The sequence below is a fragment of the Loigolactobacillus zhaoyuanensis genome (genome assembly GCF_003946385.1).
GTDB classification, from domain to species: domain Bacteria; phylum Bacillota; class Bacilli; order Lactobacillales; family Lactobacillaceae; genus Loigolactobacillus; species Loigolactobacillus zhaoyuanensis.
Map to the genome: position 1 here is coordinate 1 of NZ_RHOE01000042.1, position 20,979 is coordinate 20,979.

Consider the following 20,979-nt stretch of genomic DNA (forward strand, 5'->3'; position numbering starts at 1 on the left):
GTATAATATAATTACGCAATGTATGCGCTATCACATTATACAAGAGGTACCTTAGGGCTGGTCAATCTCTTTTGCAGAACTTGGTCAATTTCTTCGCTTAATGGGGTAAAATTTTATGCCGAAGGGGGTAAATGGGAATGCCGTCATCAATTGTTGACGTTTTTCTGTTTTGGTATTTACCGATCAACTCTTTTTGGCAATTTGGCGTAAAGATATTAATAATTGGGTTTGTATCGTTTGAACTATTTTCTTTAGTGATCCAGATTTTTAAACTAAATAACTTATAGCAATTGGAAGTATACCTGTGGCTACAGTAGCGTGAATGTTATGTTTTTTTCGTGTTTCACCATTTTAAAACCAACCCTTTTGAGGATAAATACTAGAAAATTCTATTTAATAGCGCCGTCTCTCTAGTTAAACAAGAGAGACAGTGCTTTTTTATTCATGATTTTATAGTTAAGCAAGCCTATTTGCCTAAAATTAAAATAATCAGACTTTTTTGACGTAGTTTAACTGTAAGAGGTGAATGTCCATGTTGATGGCACAAAATCAGCAGCAAGGTTATGTGAATAGCTTAGATTATTCGCGCTCACAATTAAAACGACTACGCCAGCAACCATTCTACTGTCCGGTTTGTCATGCGCAGGTAATGCTTAAAATTGGCAGTACCATTCAGCCGCACTTTGCTCACTATTCTGGAACGGAGTGTACGATTGCCGCGGAAGGCGAAACGGCAGAACACTTAGCCGGTAAAGCTTTGTTAGGTCGTTTATGCCGACGATGGCGTGTTACGTTCGCTTATGAGGTCTATTTACCATCGATTCAGCAACGCCCTGATTTACTGATCAGTATTGGCATTCGGCGAATTGCCTTGGAATTTCAATGTAGCCCGATTTCAATTGATCGATTGCAGGAGCGAACGCAAGGCTATCGACAAATTGGCTATCAAGTGATCTGGATCCTGGGCCAGCGCTACCAGCATGCACGTTGGACTGAAAAAAATCATGCTTTTTTACAATATTCACCTGATTGGGGCTGGTATCAGTGGCAGCTTAAGGTTGATGCCAGCCAACTCTGGTTAATTCACCATGTTGTCCATACTGGTTACCCGCAACAGGTCAGTTATCAGCGCTGTCCGGTTGCGCATATAAAGCAAATTAAAACACCAATACGCCAGCGTCAATCAACGGCTGCAATACTCAAGGAAAGTCAATCTCTATACAGCAAATTAGGGCAAGCAGCACCTGATCTATTACAAATTCAGCAAGCCTGTTATTTAGCCGGTCATCATTTGGCTGGTGCGCCGCGTTGTTGTCATCGTGCTGCAATGCCACCAATTAACCGTAGTGCAATTATCTTATTACAGGTCCGATTATTATTGCTCTGTGAGCAGAGTGGGAAATTGACTGACAGTCAGTTACAACAATTCTGTTATGAGCAAGTCGCTGATTTTTATCGGTTACTGTTGGTAGATCAGCAATTATGGTACGTCCATTGGTGTCGCTTGGTTTTAGCAGGATGGGTACAAAAAGGTATCGTCAGGCGTAATTGTTCAGGTTGGGACTATCTAGGCGCTTGCTGGTATTCAGATTTTTTTGCAAAACAGGCTGCGATCCAAAATAAAAAGTAGCACAGGCTTTAACTCATTATGTGTATCGATTAAGTTGTAGATGTGAGCTTATCGAAAATACGGTTTATTTTTTAATTGCATTTTTCATTATTAAAATAAAACTACCGCCCAACGACCAAAATTTGCTAAAATAGAAGGGAATGTGTGGACAGCACGTAATTAAATCGGAGGCTCTGCTAATGACGCAAAAAGTGACTTATATTCGGCGCTTACCTTTAGGTGATGGTATACCGAAAACTTGTGTACCGCTGATTGCACCAACGCTTGCGCAAGTTGATACTGCATTGGAGCCGATATTGGTGGCACAGCCAGATCTAGTGGAGTGGCGGTTAGATTTTTTGGTTACTTTACCAGCAATGGCAGAATTACTAACAACACTACAGCAAATGCGTCAACGATTAGGCGATTTACCGTTATTAGTGACTTTTCGCAGTCAGGCTGAGGGTGGCAACGCACAATTGAGTACGACAGCATACCAACAGCTTGTTACGCAACTCATTAATAGTGGCTGGGTGGACGCGGTGGATATCGAGTTAAGCCGTGGCACTTGTGTCGCCAAGTTATGTGACTTAGCGCGCATAGCCAATGTACAATCGGTAGTCAGTGCACACTTTTTTGAAGAGACACCAGCAGTGGCAACATTAGTGGGGCTATTAGATCAAATGATCCAACAAGGGGCAGCAATCGCAAAAGTTGCGGTAATGCCGCAGTCTGCACAGGATGTGCTAAACTTACTACAGGCAACATTAACAGCTAAACAGCAGCATGAACAACCGTTGATCACGATGGCGATGGGCCAGTTAGGTCAAATTTCGCGATTAGCAGGTGGTATATTTGGTTCGGCTGTAACCTTTGCCGCGGTGGCGCAGACCTCGGCGCCAGGGCAATTACCGCTAACTGTTTTGCAACAAGTACTTCCGTTATTAGGAAAGGGATTGGATAAATGAGTTTAGGTGTAGTGGTTGTGGCCCATGTGCCAGAAATGGCAACTGGGTTTGCTAAGTTATTGCAAAATGTAGCACCGACCGTTGCGATTACCGCGGCTGGTGGCAACAGCGTGGGTTCAGTTGGAACTAGTATGGATCAGATCGAACGCGCCTTTAAAGAAAATCAAGCAACTGAATTACTGGTTTTTTACGATTTTGGTAGTGCTCGTCGTAATATTGAGTTAGCAGCTGCCTTTGGCGATAAAAATATTTATATCTATGATGCAGCCTTTACTGAAGGCGCGTATACGGCAGCGACATTATTACAAGCAGGGCAAGATCGAGCAGCTATTAATGCCGATATTCAGCGTCTAATAATCAAATAAGCAACGAAATAGTCGCAAAAAAACAGCCATGACAGAATTTCTGTCGTGGCTGTTTGCTTAACTTTATGCATTTAATACTTTACGTAGGAATTCTTGTGTCCGCGGATTTTCTGGGTGATCGAAAATTTGTTGCGGGTTGCCTTCTTCCATGATGTGGCCATCCGCCATGAAGACCACGCGATCAGCAACTTCCTTAGCGAAACCCATTTCATGAGTGACAACGATCATCGTCATTCCTTGCTTAGCCAGCTTTTTCATAACATCAAGTACGTCACCGACCATTTCTGGATCAAGCGCAGAAGTGGGTTCGTCGAACAGCATGATGTCAGGATGCATTGCTAGGGCACGAGCGATGGCTACACGCTGTTCTTGCCCACCGGATAGAGAAGCAGGGTAAGCATCTGCTTTTTCAGCTAAACCAACATCAACTAGCAGCGCCCGTGCCTCTTTTTCAGCGACAGCCTTATCAGCTTTTTTAAGTTCAACTGGTGCTAACATTACGTTTTCTAACACAGTTAGATTAGGGAATAAATTAAAATGCTGGAAAACCATGCCGATACCTTCGCGGACTTTATTCATGTTCGTTTTGGAATCAGAAATATCGTAACCATCGATTACAATTTTACCCTTAGTTGGATCCTCTAATTTATTGAGACAACGGAGAAAGGTACTTTTACCGGAGCCAGAAGGACCGATCATGCAAACCACTTCATTATTTTTTACAGTTAGGTTTAACCCTTTTAAGACTTCGTTACTACCATAATTTTTAACGAGGTCAGTGACGATCACTCGATTATTTTCTGCAGCACTCATTTGTTTATTCTCCTTTCAACGGCTTTGGATAGCCAAGTTAGTAAGGTGATGATCACGATATACATAATTGCGACGATGGTCCAAACCTTGAAGCCTTGAAGATTACGGGCAATAATAATTTTACCAGTTTGGGTCAATTCAAGAATACCGATCACCGATAAAATCGAGGTGTCCTTTAAAGTAATGATAAATTGATTAATAAAGGATGGAATCATAATTTTGACCCCTTGCGGGAGAATGACGCGCCACATGGCTTTGCCATAAGGTAAGCCTAAACTACGAGCGGCTTCCATTTGACCACGATCAACGGCACGAATCCCACCACTGACAAAGGCAGCGGTATAGGCGCCTTCATTAAGGGTCAAGGTGATGATCCCAGCGATAAAGGCGGAGATTTTGTTACCAGTTAAGTTAGGTACGCCGATATAGATGAATAAGGCTAAAACTAGTAGCGGCATGCCACGGAAAATATAGATCAATGTGCTAGAAGTCCAATTCGCCCATTTAGCTGGCACGACTTGCATTAAACCGAAAATTACACCTAATATTGTGGCGAGAATAATTGAGATCACTGTTAGGTAAAGTGTCTGTAACAAGCCACTGAGCAGGGCACTATGATTTTGCTTCACCAAGCCCCAGAGACTGTTATCTTGTTTTTTTGCAGTAGCGGTGGCTTTGGCTACACTATCTTTGCCTAAATACTTCGCAATGATTTTGTCATACTGGCCATTCTTTTTTAAGGTTTTCAAACCCTTGTTGAATTTAGTTAGTAATTCTGGATTTTCACCTTTTTTAACGGCGAAGGCATAGTTACCGCCAGCTGCTGGCTTGGTGACGATTTTTAAATCGATCCCGTTTTGAATTCCGTAGGCCATTACTGGATAATCCTCGAATGCTGCCGCTGAATTGCCGGTGACTACATCGTTATACATATCATTGGATTGATCAAATTCAGTGATCGTGAAGCCATACTTTTTTTGAATTGATTTAGCATAGGCTGCACCTTGCGTGCCGACTTTTAAAGCCACGTGCTTGCCACGTAGATCCTTGAATGACTTGATTTTACTATCCTTAGTTACCGCCATAACTTCGCCGGCGTAGTAGTAAGGATCAGAGAAATCAAATTGTTGTTTCCGCTCGTTGGTAATGGTCATCCCAGCGATCACACCGTCCATCTGGTTAGCTTCAACCGCTTGAACAGCAGCATTGAAGCCCACTGGTTTAAGTTGGATTTTAATATTCTCAGCTTTAGCAATGGCTTTAATTAGATCAATATCGATCCCCGTATATTGACCATTAGCACCTTGAAAATCGAAGGGAGCATATGTAATATCAGTACCGATCGTATAAGTTTTTTCTGCAGCTTGGCTAGCTGAATTAGTTGCCAATAGTGCGCCGAAAACAGTTGAACAAAGTAGCGCAAACCAAATCAATTTTTTTCGCATGATGATCCCCCTAAAAAAATGATGTTATATTAGATAACATAGATTCATGTTATTTAATATAACATAAAAAATAGTTACTGACTATGAAATCAACACAAAAAATAGGGCTATTTTTGACAGTTTTGTTAGCTTAACGTAGACTTTAGTAAAACGTTCTTTAGGAAGGAAGTTAAATTTATGATTCGACCTGCTAAAAAAAGCGATGCAGCTGCAGTGGTACCGATCATCAACATTGTACTTGAAGAAATGGAATTGCCATTTTTGGATCATGTTGATCAAGCTACTTTTTTCAAAGTATTGGCGCAAGCCTATCAGACTGAGGATTATCGTTACAGTTATCGGCGTGGCTTAGTCAACGAACGGGAGGGTAAAGTAGTGGGAGTGGCTTTTGGATACCCAGAAACTGCGGAAGCACATATCGATGATGCCTTGCAACCATTTTTGCCCCAGCTAGGTGTTGCTGCTGATGATAAGATATTTGCTGATAAAGAAGCTTATCCGCAGGAATGGTATTTGGATACTTTATCCGTTGCTACTGCACATCAGCATCAGGGTATTGGTAGTGAATTGCTAGCTGCGGTCCCGAAAGTTGCCCGGCAACAAGGTCTGACTAAGGTGGGACTTAATGTGGATCTCGTTAATCCAAATGCAAAAAAGTTATATAGCAAGATGGGCTACCAAGTGGTCGGCCATGTGAATTTGGCTGGTCATGACTACGAACATATGCAGTTAGAAGTCTAAACAAGCAATTGGCGCGAAATAAATTCGTTTATGAAGTTGTTCTGAATAAAAAAGTTACGCAGCAGCTATTTTTATGAGCTGATGCGTAACTTTTTTAAATATCATAAATTGGGTTGGCGACGCCGCGTTTCAACTGTGATTTGTCGCGGCGAACAGACCAATGATCTAAAACTAAGCTGAGCAGCAGGCAAAGCGGGGCATCTTGTGCGTGCGTGATCGCTAATTCGTAATAATCACCATCAGCCATAATTGCTTTATCAAACACTAACAGTGTTTCGGTGCGGTGGTAGATTTTATAATGATGATTCATAAAATCACCCATAATGATCCAGTTTAGGTCACTGACAAATTGGAATTGGTGCCAGACGCCATACATTTTCTTAACTGTGCCAACTTTTTCTTTTCCCAAATAAAGATCGAAGCGGGGAAATAAACCAAGCGTTGTTTGTTTGATTTCGGCCACGTAGCGCCCATCGATCGTATACAAAGTGAAGGCGTCTTGGCGAATGCCCCAACGACCGGTGATCAAGTACACGGGATTATTTTTTTCATCACGAACAATTAGCGGCACACCCTTAGTCGCCATTAATTGTTCCTTGATGTACAAACGCAGCAAGTAACCTCACCTCTTTTTGAAACATATTAAAATACACACGGTTCTCGTAGCTAGTCAACAGTCACCGAGTCAGACCTGCTTTGAGCTAGCGCTGGTATTTAGATACCCGCGGTTACAGTGGTCAGCCTAATTAAAATTAGGGTAAGATCTAACTCAAATTTTCAGATATTGCCCGCTGAATGGCTTGACCAACACCGTGGTTAACGTTAGTAGCGGTCAAATAACGAGCGACCTGTTTGATTTCTTCGGTAGCGTTGCCCATAGCAAAGCTGACGCTGGCGGCTTGCAGCATGGAAGCATCGTTTAAGTTATCGCCGATCGCCATCACCTGAGTCATTGGGATATTTAGGCTATTAGCGTAAGTTTCCAGAGCTACTCCCTTTTGAGCGTTAATATGGTTAATTTCAATATTACTAGCTGAACTAGCGGTAATAGCAAGTTCACCAAGGGCAGTTAATTCTTCAGCGATTGGATCAAGCACTTTCTGTTTTTCAGCACTAAAAGCAATGATTTTAAGAATAGTCATATCTGGATCCGTTAATAATTGTTCATAAGAATCAACATAAGTGATATTCATTAGTTCTAAGCGTGCTGAAGCTAAGGAAACCGCAATTTTAAAACTATCAGTTGTTTGAAGATCGACCAGTAATGCCGCAACGCTTTGGATACGGCGCATTTTACTGTCAGAAATCGTTCCTTTATCAGTCATGACTTCAAAATAAAGCCCTTTAGTCTTAAGTAAATGAAAAATCTTGCGCACAACTGTTTTACGGAGACTAACGGTGCTGATAACCTGGCCTTGCTCATCGAAGACTTGTGCGCCATTCATCGCGATGATAGGGGCCTTGATGCCGACTTTTTCGATCAACGGTTTAGCTTCACCATAGCTACGACCAGTGGCAACAATAAATTTGACCCCTTTTTGGGCCGCTTTTTTGATTGCAGTAGCATTTTCTGGTGGTACCGTCATTTTTTCATTAAGTAGTGTGCCATCCATATCGGATGCAATAAGTGAGATCACAGCAGTTTCCTCCGTTTCTGTTGCCTTTAGTTTAGCATATTTTATGGTTGAGACGAAACCGTTAGCGCTTTGATTCTATAGCACGAATAAGCGAACCAGTGAGCAAACGAGACTGGCAATCTATTGGCAAAGTCGGTAAACTATTCAGTAAAGTAGAGGTGTTGATATTGAAAACGATGATCCATAATGATTGGCAGGAAGTTTTGGCACCTGAATTTGCGCAAGCTTATTATGCGCAGCTGCATCAGTTTTTAAAGCAGGAATATGCGACACAAACTGTTTATCCAGATATGTACCATATTTTTACTGCATTTGAATGGACGCCATTTAGTCAAGTCAAGGTGGTGATTTTAGGTCAAGATCCGTACCATAACCCCAATCAAGGGATGGGCGTTAGTTTTGCGGTTCGCCCAGGCGTCCGACTACCGCCATCGTTGCAAAATATTTATAAGGAATTACAAGCTGATTTAGATATTCCGCCAGTCGACCATGGTTACTTGAAATCGTGGGCCGATCAGGGCGTTTTATTATTGAATTCGGTATTGACGGTGCGCCGCGGCCAGGCCTTTTCACATAAAGGTAAGGGCTGGGAGCAATTGACTGATAAAGCGATCGAAAAATTATCGGCGCGCGGTAAAGTTGTTTTTATTTTATGGGGCAATGCAGCTAAAGCAAAACGTGGACTGATCGATGAGACCAAAAACGTGGTTTTAACGGCTGCACATCCGAGCCCATTTTCGGCTTATCATGGATTTTTTGGTTCACGCCCATTTTCACAAACAAATACTGCTTTGAAAAAATTTGGTGAAACACCAATTGATTGGCGGTTGCCAGCACATGTTGAAGCAGATGACCCAACAGCTTGAAAAATTAAGCTGTTCTTTTTTATGTAAGCGTTGTATCATCGAAGTATTAAGTGAAATGGAGGTATAATTGTGGATTTATTTGAAAGTTTAACTGCAAAAGTTACTGGTAAGCAAATTAAGATCGTTTTTCCTGAAGGTGCGGAGGCTCGCGTACTCGGCGCAGCTGTACGATTACAGCACGATAATCTGTTACATTCAATCGTTTTAGGTGACCCTGCTGAAATCGAAAAGGTTGCTACAGCTCATCAATTTGATTTAACTGATATTGAAATTATTAATCCAGCAACAGCAGCGAACTTTGCTGACTTGGTGGCCGCTTTTGTTGAGCGACGTAAGGGCAAGAACACGGCGGAACAAGCACAAAAAATGTTGTTAGACGGCAACTATTTTGGTACGATGCTGGTTTACACAGGGTTAGCTGATGGGATGGTTTCTGGTGCGATCCATCCAACCGGGGATACCGTTCGGCCAGCTTTACAGATTATTAAAACGAAGCCTGGTGTCAGTCGGACTAGCGGTGCTTTCATCATGCAAAAGGGTGAACAACGCTATTTATTCTCTGATTGTGCGATCAATATTGATCCTAGTGCGGCTGAATTAGCTGAAATTGCAGTCACTTCAGCGAAAACGGCAGAATTATTTGATATTAAACCACGTGTTGCGATGTTAAGCTTTTCAACTAAAGGTTCCGCTAAAGCCGACGTTGTTACTAAAGTTCAAGAAGCAACTAAGCTGGCACAAGCTTCCGCACCAGCTTACGAGATCGATGGTGAAATGCAGTTTGACGCCGCCTTCGTTCCAGCAGTTGCGCAACAAAAAGCACCTAATTCTAAGGTTGCTGGCAATGCCACTGTATTTGTATTTCCAGAATTACAATCAGGTAATATCGGCTACAAAATTGCTCAACGTTTTGGTGGCTTTGAAGCAATTGGCCCCGTATTACAAGGCCTTAACAAGCCAGTTTCCGATTTATCTCGTGGTGCCAGTGAAGAGGATGTCTACAAATTAGCCATCATCACTGCAGCACAGACATTAATGGATTAAGACTGATTTGAGCACGATGCCTTCGCGGTGTCGTGCTTTTTTGCTATACTGTAATAAATCAGATGAATTTAACAAGGACGTGACAAAATGTTTCAATACACGGTAACCAGTGATGCTGCAATGCAAAACGTTGGGGCAAAAATTGGTCAGTTAGTGGAACCTGGTAGCGTGATTTTCTTAAAAGGGGACCTTGGTGCAGGAAAAACAACCTTTACTAAAGGTTTAGCGACTGCGCTAGGAATTCAGCAGTATGTCAAAAGTCCCACTTTTACGTTGATCCGTGAATATACTTCTGGGCGGATCCCACTGTACCATATGGATGTTTATCGCTTGGAAAATGGCGGTGGGGATGAATTAGGCTTGGAAGAATATTTTAATGGTACCGGCGTTTCCGTCGTGGAATGGCCGCAGTTTATTGAATCAGAGTGGCCGGCTGACTATTTGCAGATCACGATCAATAAGATAGCTGTTGATGATAATCAGCGGCAATTAGTTTTTAAGCCGCAAGGACAGCAGTATGAAAATTTAGTGGCACAATTGGCGGTAGCCCTATGAGCAATGAAGTAACGATTCGTATTGTACGGCCAACTGATGCAGCACAGCTGCTGACTTTGTTGCGTCAATTACAACAGGAGACTCCCTTTTTGTTAGCCGATGCAACCGATTTAGCGAGTTCTGCTACCGCTGAGACTGAACAATTGACGCAGCTGTTACAGACTGACAATAACCTATTATTAGTTGCGGCATTGGGTGATCAATTGGTTGGTTTTGCCCGAGTAGCCGCCAGCTCAGCACCAGAAATTCAGCATATTGGTGAGGTTGGTATTGCGCTTTTGCATGAATTTTGGGGCTATGGCTTAGGTACCGCATTATTGGAAGAGGTTCTAGCCTGGGCACAGGCCAATCCATTGATGCGGCGTCTAGAATTAACTGTCCAGCAACGTAATCAGCGAGCGTATCAACTATATCAAAAATTAGGTTTTCAAGTAGAAGGACAAATGGCCCGCGGCTTCTATGACGAGCAAGCTGGGTTTCAAACCCTGATTCAAATGGCCTTATTAATTGATCATGACTAATAAAAAGAACGTTGCCAGCTAGTGGCAACGTTCTTTATTTGAATCAACACCTAGCGTTAGTAACCAATCAAGCAATCACTTTAACAAATGATTTCAACTGTTCGGGACCAAATTGCTGGGCTTCGTGTAATAAAATATTGGCGCAAGCTCGGCTGTCATCTAAGGCGTTATGGTGATGCTCTAACTCGATGTTGAGCTCTTGGCATAGCGTATCGAGCTTATGATTACTGAGTTCAGGATAAAATTTGCGGCTAGTGCGTACCGTGTCCAGCGCTAAATATTGCGGTGTTGTCAGTTGGTAATGCTCTAGACTACTGCGTAACACGCCGATATCAAAAGTTGCATTATGGGCGATGACTAAGCGATCGCGCTGGAAAAGCGGGGCGATATGCGGCCATAAAGTTGGAAAGTCAGGTGCATCCGCCACATCTTCAGCATGAATACCATGGATCTGCGTATTACGCCAGAAAAAAGGCGTATCCGGCTTGATCAACGAATAAAATTCATCGACAATTTGATCATTGCGGACAACGGTCAAAGCCAGTGAACAGGCACTATAGCGTTTACTATTGGCGGTTTCAAAATCCATTGCCACGAAGTTCATTATTTTCACCTATTTCATTAAGTTAATGCCGTTAGTATAAGAATACCGACTAAATTTGTAAAGTAACTAAGCTTGCAATTCTGGCTTAGTAATCAGTTGTACCGGGCAATGATCAGAACCGAGAACATCGGTTAAAATAGCTGCATCGGCTAATTGTGGTTGCAGCTGATCAGAGGTCACAAAATAATCGATCCGCCAACCAGCGTTATTTTGCCGTGCGTTGAAACGATAACTCCACCAAGAATAAGTCACTTGATCGGGGTAGAAATAACGGAAACTATCGGTGAAGCCCGCTGCTAATAACTGGCTAAACTTAGCGCGTTCTTCATCAGAGAAACCGGCATTTTTATGATTTGTTTTATCATTTTTTAAATCGATCGGTTCATGGGCGACATTTAAGTCACCGCAGAAGATGATCGGCTTTTTTTGGTTTAAAGTACTGATGTAGCTACGGAAAGCATCTTCCCAGGACATCCGGTAATCCAAACGTTTTAATTTATTTTGGGAGTTAGGTGTATAACAAGTCAGTAAATAGAAATCGTGATATTCTAAAGTGATCAAGCGGCCTTCTTGGTCGTGTTCGGCCACACCTAGCCCATAAGTTACGCTCAAAGGTTCATGTTTGGTGAAAATAGCAGTTCCTGAATAGCCTTTGCGTTCAGCATAGTTCCAATATTGATGATAGCCCGGCAAGGTCAATTCAATTTGGCCGGCTTGTAATTTAGTTTCTTGTATACAGAAAAAATCAGCATCTTGTTCTTCAAAAAATTCCATAAAGTTTTTTTTAACGACTGCCCGCAAACCGTTAACGTTCCACGAAATAAATTTCACAGTATTCGCTCCTTAATAAAGTCAGTTTAACTTCTTGATCTCCTTCATTCTACAAAATATTGATGAGAAACTAAAGGGGTGACCAGTAAGTCGTGGGACTTAATGTTCAAGCACGTAGACTATCAAAAGCACTTTTTTCATGCTAAAATAAATTAACGAATCAATGCGTAGTACAAGGGGACACCTAGCTTTTAATTAGAATTAATCAATAAAGCAAACTTAAAAATAATTTTTAGTCACGTCTTAGTTCAGAAAGGAATGCGTCCAGCATGTTGCAAAAAGAGCCAACATTGGTAGAATTATTTCCGCAAATCGAGATCAAGTTAGCTGAGCCATTAAGCCGCTACACCTATACCAAAACTGGTGGAAAGGCTGATATCCTAGCTTTCCCCAAAAGTATCGCTGAAGTCCAAACGTTGGTGAAATACGCACAAGCACAACACCTACCATTAACAGTGATCGGTAATGCCAGTAATTTAATTGTTAAAGATGGTGGCATTCGCGGTTTAGTTTTGATTTTAACAGCAATGGCTGCAATCAAAGTTCAAGACACTAATGTTTATGCGCAAGCGGGCGCTAAGCTGATCGATGCAACCGTTGTAGCAGCAAATGCCGGTTTGACTGGTATCGAGTTTGCCGCTGGTATTCCTGGTAGTGTTGGTGGTGCCATGTTTATGAATGCTGGCGCTTATGGTGGTGAAATAAGCAACGCTGTTCAAACCGTGACCGTATTATTAGCTGACGGTACTGTTACTGAGTTAAGCCGGGCTGCATTGCATTTTGCCTATCGTCACAGTATTATCCAGGAAAATCATAGCATCGTGTTAGCGGCAACTTTTGCGCTGGCTGCAGGTGATGAGGCGACGATCAAAGCTAAAATGGCTGATTTTAATGCGCGGCGTTCAGCCAGACAACCATTGGAATATCCGTCTTGTGGTAGTGTATTTAAGCGGCCAACTGGGTATTTCACTGGTAAATTGATTCATGAAGCTGGTTTACAAGGTCACATTATTGGTGACGTCCAAATCTCGACTAAGCATGCTGGTTTTATGATCAATTTAGGCAAAGGAACGGCAACCGATTATATGCAATTGATCCGCTATGTCCAAACGGTAGTTTTTGAACAATTCGGTGTTGCCTTAGAGCCTGAAGTTCGCATTATCGGCGAAGAGTTGATCGATGCATAGATAACAGCTGGCTGGTAGCAAGGTCAGCTGTTTTTCTAGTTTTGAAATGAGCGATTAGGAATTGAGAAAAAGTGGTTTTAGCTTTTTTCTCAATCATAAAAAAGCTAAATTAGACAATTTTCAATTGATAAATAAACGAAATCCATTTTTTTCACATTGTATTTAGTTGATTTTTAGGTTAAAAAGCCACAGTAAGCCACCACGTACAATAAACAAAAATCAGATTAAGGGAGTTGGTGCTATGAACATATTAGAAGCCGTCATTATGTTGATCAGTGTGGTACTTATTTCCAATGTTATTAGTCACTATTTAACTTTTTTACCCGTAAGTTTGATTCAAATTACCGCCGGCTTATTATTAGCGGTCGTTTTTAAAGTCACGATTCCATTGCGGACGGATTGGTTCATGTTGCTATTCATTGCGCCATTGCTATTTAATGATGGTCGCCATTTTCCTAAGCGCGAACTATGGGCGTTACGTGGCCCAATTATTATGAATGCGATTTTTCTGGTGTTTGTGACTATGTTGGTAGGTGGCTGGTTTATTCATTTTTTGGTACCCGATCTACCGTTAGCCGCCAGTTTTGCCTTAGCCGCAATTATTTCACCAACGGATCCAGTGGCTGTGCAGTCGATCTCAAAACAAGCTAAGCTGCCCAATAACGTGCTGCATTTAGTTAGTGGCGAAAGCTTGATCAATGATGCCAGCGGACTGATCGGTTTTAAATATGGAATCGCAGCAGCGGTAACTGGTGTTTTTTCATGGCAACAGGCTGCGGGTGATTTTTTCTATATTTCAATCGTCGGTGCACTGGCAGGAATAGTGCTAATGGCACTGATTCAGGCAATGCGGACTTTTATACTACAACAAGGAATTAATGATGTGGTGTTACATACCGTGTTGCAGATCGTGACGCCGTTCATTATTTATTTAGTTGTCGAAGAATTACTTCATGCCTCTGGTGTGATCGCTGTAGTTGGTGCGGGGATCGTGTATAATTTCACTCAGCCATCGCTGCTAGAATATTTACCAGAGTTAAAAATTGTGACCGAGCGGACCTGGGATATTGCTATTTATTTGCTTAATGGTGTTGTCTTTTTGATTTTAGGGATCGAATTACCGTTAGCGATGACACAGACGATTCGAAATCCCAGTGATAATACATTAGTCGCAATTTGCGATATTATGTTAGTTTGGTTAGTTATTTTCTTGATTCGTGTTTTATGGACCTTAGTTAATGTCACTTTTAAGTGGTTGAAGGACAAGGAAAACCAGCACCGGCCACGGCTTAGTGTCGCCATCTTATCGGGGTTGACTGGGGTTCGTGGCGCAATTACCATGGCTGGTGTTTTATCGGTACCTTATACGCTAGCTTCAGGTGCAGCCTTCCCTGAACGAGCACTGATGTTGTTCATTGCTGCAGGGGTGATCATTTTAAGCTTATTAATGGCGGTGATCTTCATTCCGTTACTCACGCGGCAGCGGGTTTCAATTGCTACACGTGGAGCTGAACCTGCCGCCGATAGTGATGTTGATGCGACGACTGCGGTTGCCAAGACGGATTCACAACTATCAGAAAGTGAAGCACGGATCTATACGCTACGGTTGGCGGTTAATCGCTTGGAAAGTGAACGCCGACCAGAAAATCAACGAGTGGTTTATGATTTGATCACTGAATATCAAGAAATAATTCGTCGATTACAAGCTGCCGCACAACCAGAAGATCAGATCGCGCCGTTTTTAAAAGAAGAGTTAACTTTGCGCCGAGTTGCAATCAAAGGGGAAACCGATATTCTCGATCAGTTGTGGCGGGATGGTCAAATTCAAGAACGTAATTATCTGCAATTTAAGAAGCACTTAACTAATCGATTGCAATTACTAGAGAATCTGCCCCATCGGTTACAACGGTCTAACTTTTTTACACGCTTACATCGATTTGGTAGTTGGTTTAGTCACATACGCTTACGAATTGTGCGGGCCCATTTTGGCGGTTCTTACTATAATGAACGCTTATATATTGAAAAAGAAACCGCTAAAGGTGGGATCAAGGCTTTATCCACTTATTTAAAACAGCCAGAAGCCAAGGCGGCGCACTATAACCGGCAAGTGATCTATCAGATCATTGTTAGTTATCGGAACCGCATCGAGCAGGTTAAACATTTACATCGTGAACAAACAGGGCAACATTCGCGGCGCGCGGATTACGATCGGGCAATGCGCGGGTTACGTTTTAAAGCGTTGGCTGCGGAACGTAGCGGTATTCAAAGTATGGTGGAACAAGGATACATTTCTTGGGCTTTGGCAGCAAAATTACGCCAATACGTTAACTATTCAGAAAATGCTTTATTACTGGGCGAAGATGTCGAGTAATAAAATAAGCAGTTCAGCAATTTTTGCTGAGCTGCTTATTTTTTGGTTAAATACGGACTAGGGTGCGGCCATGATGTTTTTCGGCTAAGAATGTGGCCAGCGCGTTTGGTAATTGTTTAAATTCAACCGTGTTTTGTTGCAATAATTGGGCTTGGGTTGGCTTGAAGTCAGTGGCTAATTGTTGCCAAACTGCAGCACGCTTAGCTGTTGGATAGCTGACTGAATCGATTCCCTGTAACCGAATGCCACGGAGAATGAATGGTAGCGTTGTAGCAGCCAATTTATTACCGCCAGCATTGCCAGAAAGAGCGACGATGCCACTATAGCTGACTTGCGGTAGAATATCGGTCAATAAGGTGCCACCAACAGCGTCAATGACGCCAACAAATTTTTGCTTCTGTAATGGTCGCTGCCGTGGATCAGCTAATTCTGCGGGTGTGATCACGTTATTAGCGCCTAATGTTTGCAAATAGTCAGTTGCCGCCACATTACGTGATACAGCGGTTAAATTATAGTAGCCGAGTTGATGAAGTATCGCCATTGCCCAACCACCGACACCGCCTGTGGCGCCAGTGACCAAAATTGGTGCGGCCAATGGTAGGTTGTATTTTAGTAAAGCGCGAACTGATAATGCTGCCGTAAAGCCAGCAGTGCCATACCACATGGCATCGGCTAAACTTAGTTCTTGTGGAAGTGGTACTAGCCAGGCTGCTGGAACGGTAATGAATTCAGCGTAACCACCAGGCCAGCTAATACCAAAGTCAAAGCCAGTTAGCAGTACTTTTTGATCGACTTTGAAGGCAGTACTTTTGCTAGCGACAACAGTGCCGGCGGCGTCGATCCCAGGAATCTGTGGGTATTGACGTAGAACACCGCTGCGAGAATTTAGGGTCAGTGCATCCTTATAGTTAATATCGGAATAAGCAACTTTGACCGTCACTTGATCAGCGGCTAATTCAGGTAACTGTTGCTCAACAAAAGTGGGCGTGACTTGGGTGTCGTTGAGTTGTAATTCTAATGCTTGATATTTCATGCAAAGGGCCTCCTAAGTAATTTTAAATTATTGGCTTGTGGTGTGGCGACTTTAAACAAAACTTCTCTTGTAATTGTAACCCTTTCCATGACGGTTAGACAAGCTTGTCTTTTAGCATCAATATAAGCGCCAACCTGATCAAAAACGAATGATTTACAAATTAAGAAAGAGTTTAAAAATCCAACGGCTTAGATTATAATTAGTGGTGCTGTGTAAAGCGGGATCAAAGAATCTATTTTAGTGCCACGATCCACTTGCACAAAGTGAAACTAACCGATTTAGGGGCCTTATTATTTAAATTTTCGCAAGTAAAAGGAGCGTGACAGTTGAGTTGGCCAATACAATTATTAAATTCAGTGGTGTAAACAAACGTTATGGGGAAACAATGGCGTTAAAGCAAATTGACTTTGAATTAGAACAAGGTAAATTTTATACATTATTGGGTCCATCGGGTTGTGGCAAGACGACAATTCTGCGTATTTTAGCTGGCTTTACTGACGCCAGCGCTGGCACCATCGAATTTAAAGGACAAAAAATTAATGATCTACCAGCAAATAAACGCAAAGTTAACACAGTTTTTCAGGATTATGCGCTTTTTCCGCATTTAAATGTGTACGATAATGTGGCTTTCGGTTTAGCTTTAAAAAAGACGGCTAAGAAAGTCATTCGTGAAAAAGTTTTAGAAGCATTACGACTGGTGCGGTTGACCGGTTATGATGATCGAGAAATTAGTGAATTATCTGGTGGCCAGCAACAGCGAGTCGCCATTGCCCGAGCAATCGTCAACGAGCCAGAAGTTTTGTTATTAGATGAACCACTTTCGGCGTTGGATGCTAAATTACGGACTGCGATGCAAGTTGAATTGCGGCAATTGCAACAACGGTTGGGCATCACCTTTTTATTTGTCACCCATGATCAAGGTGAAGCACTTGCCATGAGTGATGAGATTTTTGTGATGAGTGATGGTGAAATTCTACAACAAGGCGATCCAGTAGATATTTACGATGAGCCGATCAACCATTTTGTGGCTGATTTTATTGGTGAAAGTAATATCGTGAAAGGGCGCATGCTGGCGGATTATCAAGTTGAATTTGTCGGTCATCAATTTGAATGTGCTGATGCAGGGATGCGGGTCAACGAGCCAGTCGAGATCGTTTTACGGCCAGAAGATCTAGTTTTGACTACTGTTGAAAAAAGTAAATTAGCGGTTACGGTCGACACGCAAGTTTTCCGTGGCGATATTTACGAAATTATGAGTCATGATGCGGCAGGTAATGAATGGCTGATTCATTCAGTACGAAAGTCAGCTGTCGGTCAGCAAGTCGGAATCTATTTTGAACCGGAAGATATTCATGTCATGCGTTTTGGTGAATCGGAGGAGGAATTCGATGCCCGCTTAGAAAGCTATGAGGGGGACGACGATGAAGAAGTATAATACCTTTTATAGTGTGCCGTATGTGTTGTGGCTACTACTATTTGTGATCGCGCCGTTGTTGTTGATCGTCTACCAATCATTTTTTGATATTAATGGTCAGCTGACCTTGAGTAATTATCAGACCTATTTTGGCTCGGGCACCTACTTGCGAATGACGTTTAATTCGATTTGGTATGCGTTCATTATTACGGTGGTCACTTTATTGATCAGCTATCCGACGGCCTATTGGTTGAGCCAAACGCGGCATAAACAGTTGTGGTTGCTATTGATCATTTTACCCACTTGGATCAATCTACTGCTGAAAGCTTACGCATTTATTGGTATTTTTAGTCAAGCTGGTGCCGCCAATCATTTCTTTGAATTTATTGGTCTTGGCGCGCAACAAATTCTATTTACCAAGGCTAGTTTTATTTTTGTAGCAGCGTATATCGAAATTCCGTTTATGATCTTGCCGATTTTTAACGCAATTGATGAAATGAAACCATCATTGGTCAATGCAAGTCGTGATCTAGGAGCGACTAATTGGCAAACTTTTAGCAAAGTGATTTTTCCCTTGACCTTAAATGGCGTTAAAGCCGGCGTCCAAGCTGTTTTTATTCCTTCCTTATCGCTTTTCATGTTGACGCGCTTGATCGGCGGTAACAAAGTGATCACTTTAGGGACGGCCATCGAAGAACATTTCTTAGTAACGCAAAATTGGGGTATGGGTTCGACCATTGGGGTGGTTTTGATCGTCGCAATGGTGGTGATCATGTTTGTCACCGGTGAACGACGAAAAAAAGGGGGCCAGCGCAAATGAAACGTAAATGGTACGATTGGCGTCATGTTTATTTGTGGCTAGTTTTTCTTTTGCTCTATGCGCCGATTTTTTATTTGATTTTCTATTCTTTTAATCAAGGCACCACGATGACACATTTTAGTGGCTTTTCTTGGCAGCATTACGCTGAACTTTTCGCTGATACGCGGATGATTGAGATCGTATTGGATACACTATTGATTGCGCTACTGTCATCGTTAATTGCAACGATAATTGGGACGCTAGGTGCGCTGGCGATTTATGGAATCAAAAAAGTTTGGCTTAAAAATTCTATTTTATCGTTAAATAATATTTTGATGGTTTCACCGGATGTTATTATTGGGGCTAGTTTTTTGATTTTCTTTACTTTTTTAGGCCTACGTTTAGGTTTTAGCTCGGTTTTGTTAAGCCATATTGCTTTTTCAATTCCAATCGTTGTACTGATGGTTTTACCGCGGCTGAGTGAAATGAATCATTCATTGATCGATGCAGCAACCGACCTAGGGGCAACTAATTTTCAAGTACTGACTCACGTGATTTTTCCGTTTATCACACCAGGTATTTTAACTGGTTATTTTATGGCGTTCACTTATTCATTAGATGATTTTGCTGTGACTTTCTTCGTTACTGGTAATGGTTTTGAAACTTTATCAGTGGAAATTTATGCTCGGGCCCGCCAAGGTATCAGTCTTGAAGTCAACGCTTTATCTGCGCTAATGTTTCTGTTCTCGCTACTGTTGATTGGTGGTTACTATTTTATCGAGCAGTATAACAATTCCAAGAAAGCACGGCGGCGCAATCGAACGGAGGCGAGATTGATCAAATGAAACGTTTAGTCAGTTTTGCCTTAGCCATTATTGCCGTTTGTGCCCTGCTGGCCGTTGGTAGCAGTCAGTTACAACAGTCACAAGGCGCAACCAGTAAAGGTACGTTAACTTTATATAATTGGGGCGATTATATTGACCCCAGCTTACTGAAAAAATTTCAAAAACAGACGGGCTATAAAGTTCAGGTTGAAACTTTTGATAGTAATGAAGCCATGTTTACGAAAATTCAGCAGGGTGGTACTAACTATGATTTAGCGGTTCCTTCAGATTATATGATCCAAAAAATGCACAAAGCCAATTTATTGGTGCCACTTGACTATAAGCGTCTGCACGGGTTCGACAATATAGATCCGCATTTTCGTAACCAATCATTTGATCCCGGCAACCGTTATTCAGTCCCTTATTTTTGGGGGACATTAGGTATTATTTATAACGATCAGTTGGTTAACGGTCAGACAGTCCAACATTGGAATGATCTGTGGTCGCCTAAATTACGCAATAACATTATGTTGGTCGATAGTGCTCGCGATATGATGGGTATGGCACTGATTGCACAGGGACATTCAGTCAATACCACCAACGTAGCGGAGCTAGAACAAGCAAAGTTGAAGTTGGAGGGTTTGATGCCAAATGTTAAAGCGGTAGTGGCTGATGAAATTAAAATGTACATGGCGCAAAACGAAGCGGCCGTGGCGGTAACTTGGTCTGGTGAAGCAACAGAAATGATGGCGAATAATTCGCATTTGCATTATGTTGTACCCACCGAAGGCAGCAACTTGTGGTTCGACAATTTAGTGATTCCCAAAACAGCTAAGCATTACAAAGCAATTTATGCATTCCTTAACTTTATGCTAAAGCCAGAAAATGCCGCACAAAATGCAGAATATGTTGGGTACGCTACACCCAATACACCGGCTAAGGCATTGTTACCTAAGTCGATTGCTGACGATAAACAATTCTATCCTGATAACGCGACGCTTGATAAATTGCAAGTTTACGCTGATCTGGGCAATCGGATGGTTGGTATCTACAATGATAAGTTTTTAGAGTTTAAAATGTACCATCAATAAAAAGTTATTTTTTTCGGTAGCTTAGAGCGCAAATCATGAAAGTCAGAATAATGGCAATCAGATTTGCGTTCTTTTTAGTTTGATTTTGATGGCTTTATCGAAAAAAATTAATCGCGCGTTTTATAATTAAGTTAGCCACCCAGCCAAAATGGTAAAAAAAAGACACCAAGACGAAAAATTCAGGTATCATTGAAGTTCCTACAACAAACAATGAAAGAAGTTTTCGTCTTGATGCAAGAACAGTCTATCACACCACGCCCA

21 protein-coding genes are annotated in these 20,979 nt (G+C 42.0%); 14 read left to right on the forward strand and 7 right to left on the reverse strand.

The annotated features are described in order from the left end of the window. Window positions 1-538 precede the first annotated feature (538 nt). The 3 genes from EKM76_RS08890 to EKM76_RS08900 all read left to right on the forward strand — a co-directional run bounded on the left by EKM76_RS08890 (window position 539) and on the right by EKM76_RS08900 (window position 2,942). Window positions 539-1,630, forward strand: a complete 1,092-nt coding sequence (locus EKM76_RS08890) for a competence protein CoiA (protein ID WP_225417910.1) — start codon at window positions 539-541, stop codon at window positions 1,628-1,630. Window positions 1,631-1,809: 179 nt separating this feature from the next. After that, window positions 1,810-2,577: a type I 3-dehydroquinate dehydratase gene (aroD, locus tag EKM76_RS08895; RefSeq protein WP_125550324.1), complete on the forward strand. Its 768-nt coding sequence runs from the start codon at window positions 1,810-1,812 to the stop codon at window positions 2,575-2,577. Beyond that, entirely contained in the window at window positions 2,574-2,942 is a 369-nt protein-coding gene (locus EKM76_RS08900; RefSeq protein ID WP_125550325.1) for a PTS sugar transporter subunit IIA domain-containing protein, read from the forward strand. The genes aroD and EKM76_RS08900 overlap by 4 nt, the downstream gene beginning before the upstream one ends. A 63-nt stretch (window positions 2,943-3,005) precedes the next feature. On the opposite strand, the gene EKM76_RS08905 is transcribed toward EKM76_RS08900, so the two are convergent. After that, complete coding sequence (locus tag EKM76_RS08905; protein ID WP_125550326.1) at window positions 3,006-3,755, reverse strand: amino acid ABC transporter ATP-binding protein; 750 nt, start codon at window positions 3,753-3,755, stop codon at window positions 3,006-3,008. Next, entirely contained in the window at window positions 3,752-5,200 is a 1,449-nt protein-coding gene (locus EKM76_RS08910; protein ID WP_125550327.1) for an amino acid ABC transporter substrate-binding protein/permease, read from the reverse strand. Before EKM76_RS08910 ends, EKM76_RS08905 begins: the two co-directional genes overlap by 4 nt. A gap of 177 nt (window positions 5,201-5,377) precedes the next feature. On the opposite strand from EKM76_RS08910, the gene EKM76_RS08915 reads away from it, so the two are divergent. Beyond that, window positions 5,378-5,941: a GNAT family N-acetyltransferase gene (locus EKM76_RS08915; RefSeq protein ID WP_125550328.1), complete on the forward strand. Its 564-nt coding sequence runs from the start codon at window positions 5,378-5,380 to the stop codon at window positions 5,939-5,941. 94 nt (window positions 5,942-6,035) lie between these two features. On the opposite strand, the gene EKM76_RS08920 is transcribed toward EKM76_RS08915, so the two are convergent. Together EKM76_RS08920 and EKM76_RS08925 are read right to left on the reverse strand one after the other, a co-directional pair. Beyond that, window positions 6,036-6,557: an LURP-one-related/scramblase family protein gene (locus EKM76_RS08920; RefSeq protein WP_125550329.1), complete on the reverse strand. Its 522-nt coding sequence runs from the start codon at window positions 6,555-6,557 to the stop codon at window positions 6,036-6,038. Window positions 6,558-6,705: 148 nt separating this feature from the next. Next, window positions 6,706-7,578 carry a Cof-type HAD-IIB family hydrolase gene (locus EKM76_RS08925; RefSeq protein WP_125550330.1) on the reverse strand — a complete coding sequence of 291 codons (873 nt, stop codon included), beginning with the start codon at window positions 7,576-7,578 and terminating at the stop codon, window positions 6,706-6,708. Between the two features lie 167 nt (window positions 7,579-7,745). Between EKM76_RS08925 and EKM76_RS08930 the strand changes: the two genes are divergently transcribed. The 4 genes from EKM76_RS08930 (at window position 7,746) to EKM76_RS08945 (ending at window position 10,564) form a co-directional block, all read left to right on the forward strand. Next, a complete protein-coding gene (locus EKM76_RS08930; RefSeq protein ID WP_125550331.1) occupies window positions 7,746-8,444 on the forward strand; it encodes a uracil-DNA glycosylase in 699 nt (232 codons plus the stop codon). 69 nt (window positions 8,445-8,513) lie between these two features. Further along, entirely contained in the window at window positions 8,514-9,488 is a 975-nt protein-coding gene (pta, locus tag EKM76_RS08935; RefSeq protein WP_125550332.1) for a phosphate acetyltransferase, read from the forward strand. An 87-nt stretch (window positions 9,489-9,575) separates the two neighbouring features. Continuing rightward, a complete protein-coding gene (tsaE, locus tag EKM76_RS08940) occupies window positions 9,576-10,043 on the forward strand; it encodes a tRNA (adenosine(37)-N6)-threonylcarbamoyltransferase complex ATPase subunit type 1 TsaE (protein ID WP_125550333.1) in 468 nt (155 codons plus the stop codon). Next, window positions 10,040-10,564: a GNAT family N-acetyltransferase gene (locus EKM76_RS08945; protein ID WP_125550334.1), complete on the forward strand. Its 525-nt coding sequence runs from the start codon at window positions 10,040-10,042 to the stop codon at window positions 10,562-10,564. Before tsaE ends, EKM76_RS08945 begins: the two co-directional genes overlap by 4 nt. A gap of 67 nt (window positions 10,565-10,631) precedes the next feature. Here EKM76_RS08945 and EKM76_RS08950 read toward each other — a convergent pair whose 3' ends face one another. Then, window positions 10,632-11,168 (reverse strand): 3'-5' exonuclease, encoded by a 537-nt coding sequence (locus tag EKM76_RS08950; RefSeq protein WP_125550335.1) that lies wholly within the window; start codon window positions 11,166-11,168, stop codon window positions 10,632-10,634. Window positions 11,169-11,234: 66 nt separating this feature from the next. Beyond that, window positions 11,235-11,999, reverse strand: a complete 765-nt coding sequence (locus EKM76_RS08955; RefSeq protein WP_125550336.1) for an exodeoxyribonuclease III — start codon at window positions 11,997-11,999, stop codon at window positions 11,235-11,237. Window positions 12,000-12,268: 269 nt separating this feature from the next. Here EKM76_RS08955 and murB point away from each other — a divergent pair, with 269 nt between their 5' ends. Both murB and EKM76_RS08965 read left to right on the forward strand, forming a co-directional pair. Continuing rightward, a complete protein-coding gene (gene murB / locus EKM76_RS08960) occupies window positions 12,269-13,186 on the forward strand; it encodes a UDP-N-acetylmuramate dehydrogenase (RefSeq protein WP_125550337.1) in 918 nt (305 codons plus the stop codon). 241 nt (window positions 13,187-13,427) lie between these two features. Then, window positions 13,428-15,557 carry a Na+/H+ antiporter gene (locus EKM76_RS08965; protein ID WP_125550338.1) on the forward strand — a complete coding sequence of 710 codons (2,130 nt, stop codon included), beginning with the start codon at window positions 13,428-13,430 and terminating at the stop codon, window positions 15,555-15,557. 46 nt (window positions 15,558-15,603) lie between these two features. On the opposite strand, the gene EKM76_RS08970 is transcribed toward EKM76_RS08965, so the two are convergent. Next, window positions 15,604-16,590: a YhdH/YhfP family quinone oxidoreductase gene (locus EKM76_RS08970; protein ID WP_125550339.1), complete on the reverse strand. Its 987-nt coding sequence runs from the start codon at window positions 16,588-16,590 to the stop codon at window positions 15,604-15,606. A 385-nt stretch (window positions 16,591-16,975) separates the two neighbouring features. Between EKM76_RS08970 and EKM76_RS08975 the strand changes: the two genes are divergently transcribed. From EKM76_RS08975 to EKM76_RS08990, 4 genes are read left to right on the forward strand one after another with little or no spacing between them, the layout of a single operon-like run. Further along, the gene (locus EKM76_RS08975; RefSeq protein ID WP_386794754.1) at window positions 16,976-18,025 is read left to right on the forward strand and encodes an ABC transporter ATP-binding protein; all 1,050 of its coding nucleotides are present in this window, start codon (window positions 16,976-16,978) and stop codon (window positions 18,023-18,025) included. Then, window positions 18,012-18,824, forward strand: coding sequence for an ABC transporter permease (locus EKM76_RS08980; protein ID WP_125550341.1), 813 nt, complete (start codon window positions 18,012-18,014; stop codon window positions 18,822-18,824). The genes EKM76_RS08975 and EKM76_RS08980 overlap by 14 nt, the downstream gene beginning before the upstream one ends. Then, a complete protein-coding gene (locus EKM76_RS08985; RefSeq protein ID WP_125550342.1) occupies window positions 18,821-19,648 on the forward strand; it encodes an ABC transporter permease in 828 nt (275 codons plus the stop codon). Before EKM76_RS08980 ends, EKM76_RS08985 begins: the two co-directional genes overlap by 4 nt. Continuing rightward, window positions 19,645-20,718, forward strand: coding sequence for an ABC transporter substrate-binding protein (locus tag EKM76_RS08990; protein WP_125550343.1), 1,074 nt, complete (start codon window positions 19,645-19,647; stop codon window positions 20,716-20,718). The genes EKM76_RS08985 and EKM76_RS08990 overlap by 4 nt, the downstream gene beginning before the upstream one ends. Window positions 20,719-20,979: the final 261 nt, after the last annotated feature.

Excerpts from the sequence above, each read along its gene's own strand:
- EKM76_RS08910 (WP_125550327.1), bottom strand. The coding sequence starts at position 5,200 with ATGCGAAAAAAATTGATTTGGTTTGCGCTACTTTGTTCAACTGTTTTC.
- EKM76_RS08990 (WP_125550343.1), top strand. The coding sequence starts at position 19,645 with ATGAAACGTTTAGTCAGTTTTGCCTTAGCCATTATTGCCGTTTGTGCC.
- EKM76_RS08900 (WP_125550325.1), top strand. The coding sequence starts at position 2,574 with ATGAGTTTAGGTGTAGTGGTTGTGGCCCATGTGCCAGAAATGGCAACT.
- murB (WP_125550337.1), top strand. The coding sequence starts at position 12,269 with ATGTTGCAAAAAGAGCCAACATTGGTAGAATTATTTCCGCAAATCGAG.
- EKM76_RS08970 (WP_125550339.1), bottom strand. The coding sequence starts at position 16,590 with ATGAAATATCAAGCATTAGAATTACAACTCAACGACACCCAAGTCACG.
- EKM76_RS08965 (WP_125550338.1), top strand. The coding sequence starts at position 13,428 with ATGAACATATTAGAAGCCGTCATTATGTTGATCAGTGTGGTACTTATT.
- EKM76_RS08980 (WP_125550341.1), top strand. The coding sequence starts at position 18,012 with ATGAAGAAGTATAATACCTTTTATAGTGTGCCGTATGTGTTGTGGCTA.
- EKM76_RS08915 (WP_125550328.1), top strand. The coding sequence starts at position 5,378 with ATGATTCGACCTGCTAAAAAAAGCGATGCAGCTGCAGTGGTACCGATC.
- EKM76_RS08945 (WP_125550334.1), top strand. The coding sequence starts at position 10,040 with ATGAGCAATGAAGTAACGATTCGTATTGTACGGCCAACTGATGCAGCA.
- aroD (WP_125550324.1), top strand. The coding sequence starts at position 1,810 with ATGACGCAAAAAGTGACTTATATTCGGCGCTTACCTTTAGGTGATGGT.
- tsaE (WP_125550333.1), top strand. The coding sequence starts at position 9,576 with ATGTTTCAATACACGGTAACCAGTGATGCTGCAATGCAAAACGTTGGG.
- EKM76_RS08890 (WP_225417910.1), top strand. The coding sequence starts at position 539 with ATGGCACAAAATCAGCAGCAAGGTTATGTGAATAGCTTAGATTATTCG.
- EKM76_RS08950 (WP_125550335.1), bottom strand. The coding sequence starts at position 11,168 with ATGAACTTCGTGGCAATGGATTTTGAAACCGCCAATAGTAAACGCTAT.
- EKM76_RS08975 (WP_386794754.1), top strand. The coding sequence starts at position 16,976 with ATGGCGTTAAAGCAAATTGACTTTGAATTAGAACAAGGTAAATTTTAT.
- EKM76_RS08985 (WP_125550342.1), top strand. The coding sequence starts at position 18,821 with ATGAAACGTAAATGGTACGATTGGCGTCATGTTTATTTGTGGCTAGTT.
- EKM76_RS08905 (WP_125550326.1), bottom strand. The coding sequence starts at position 3,755 with ATGAGTGCTGCAGAAAATAATCGAGTGATCGTCACTGACCTCGTTAAA.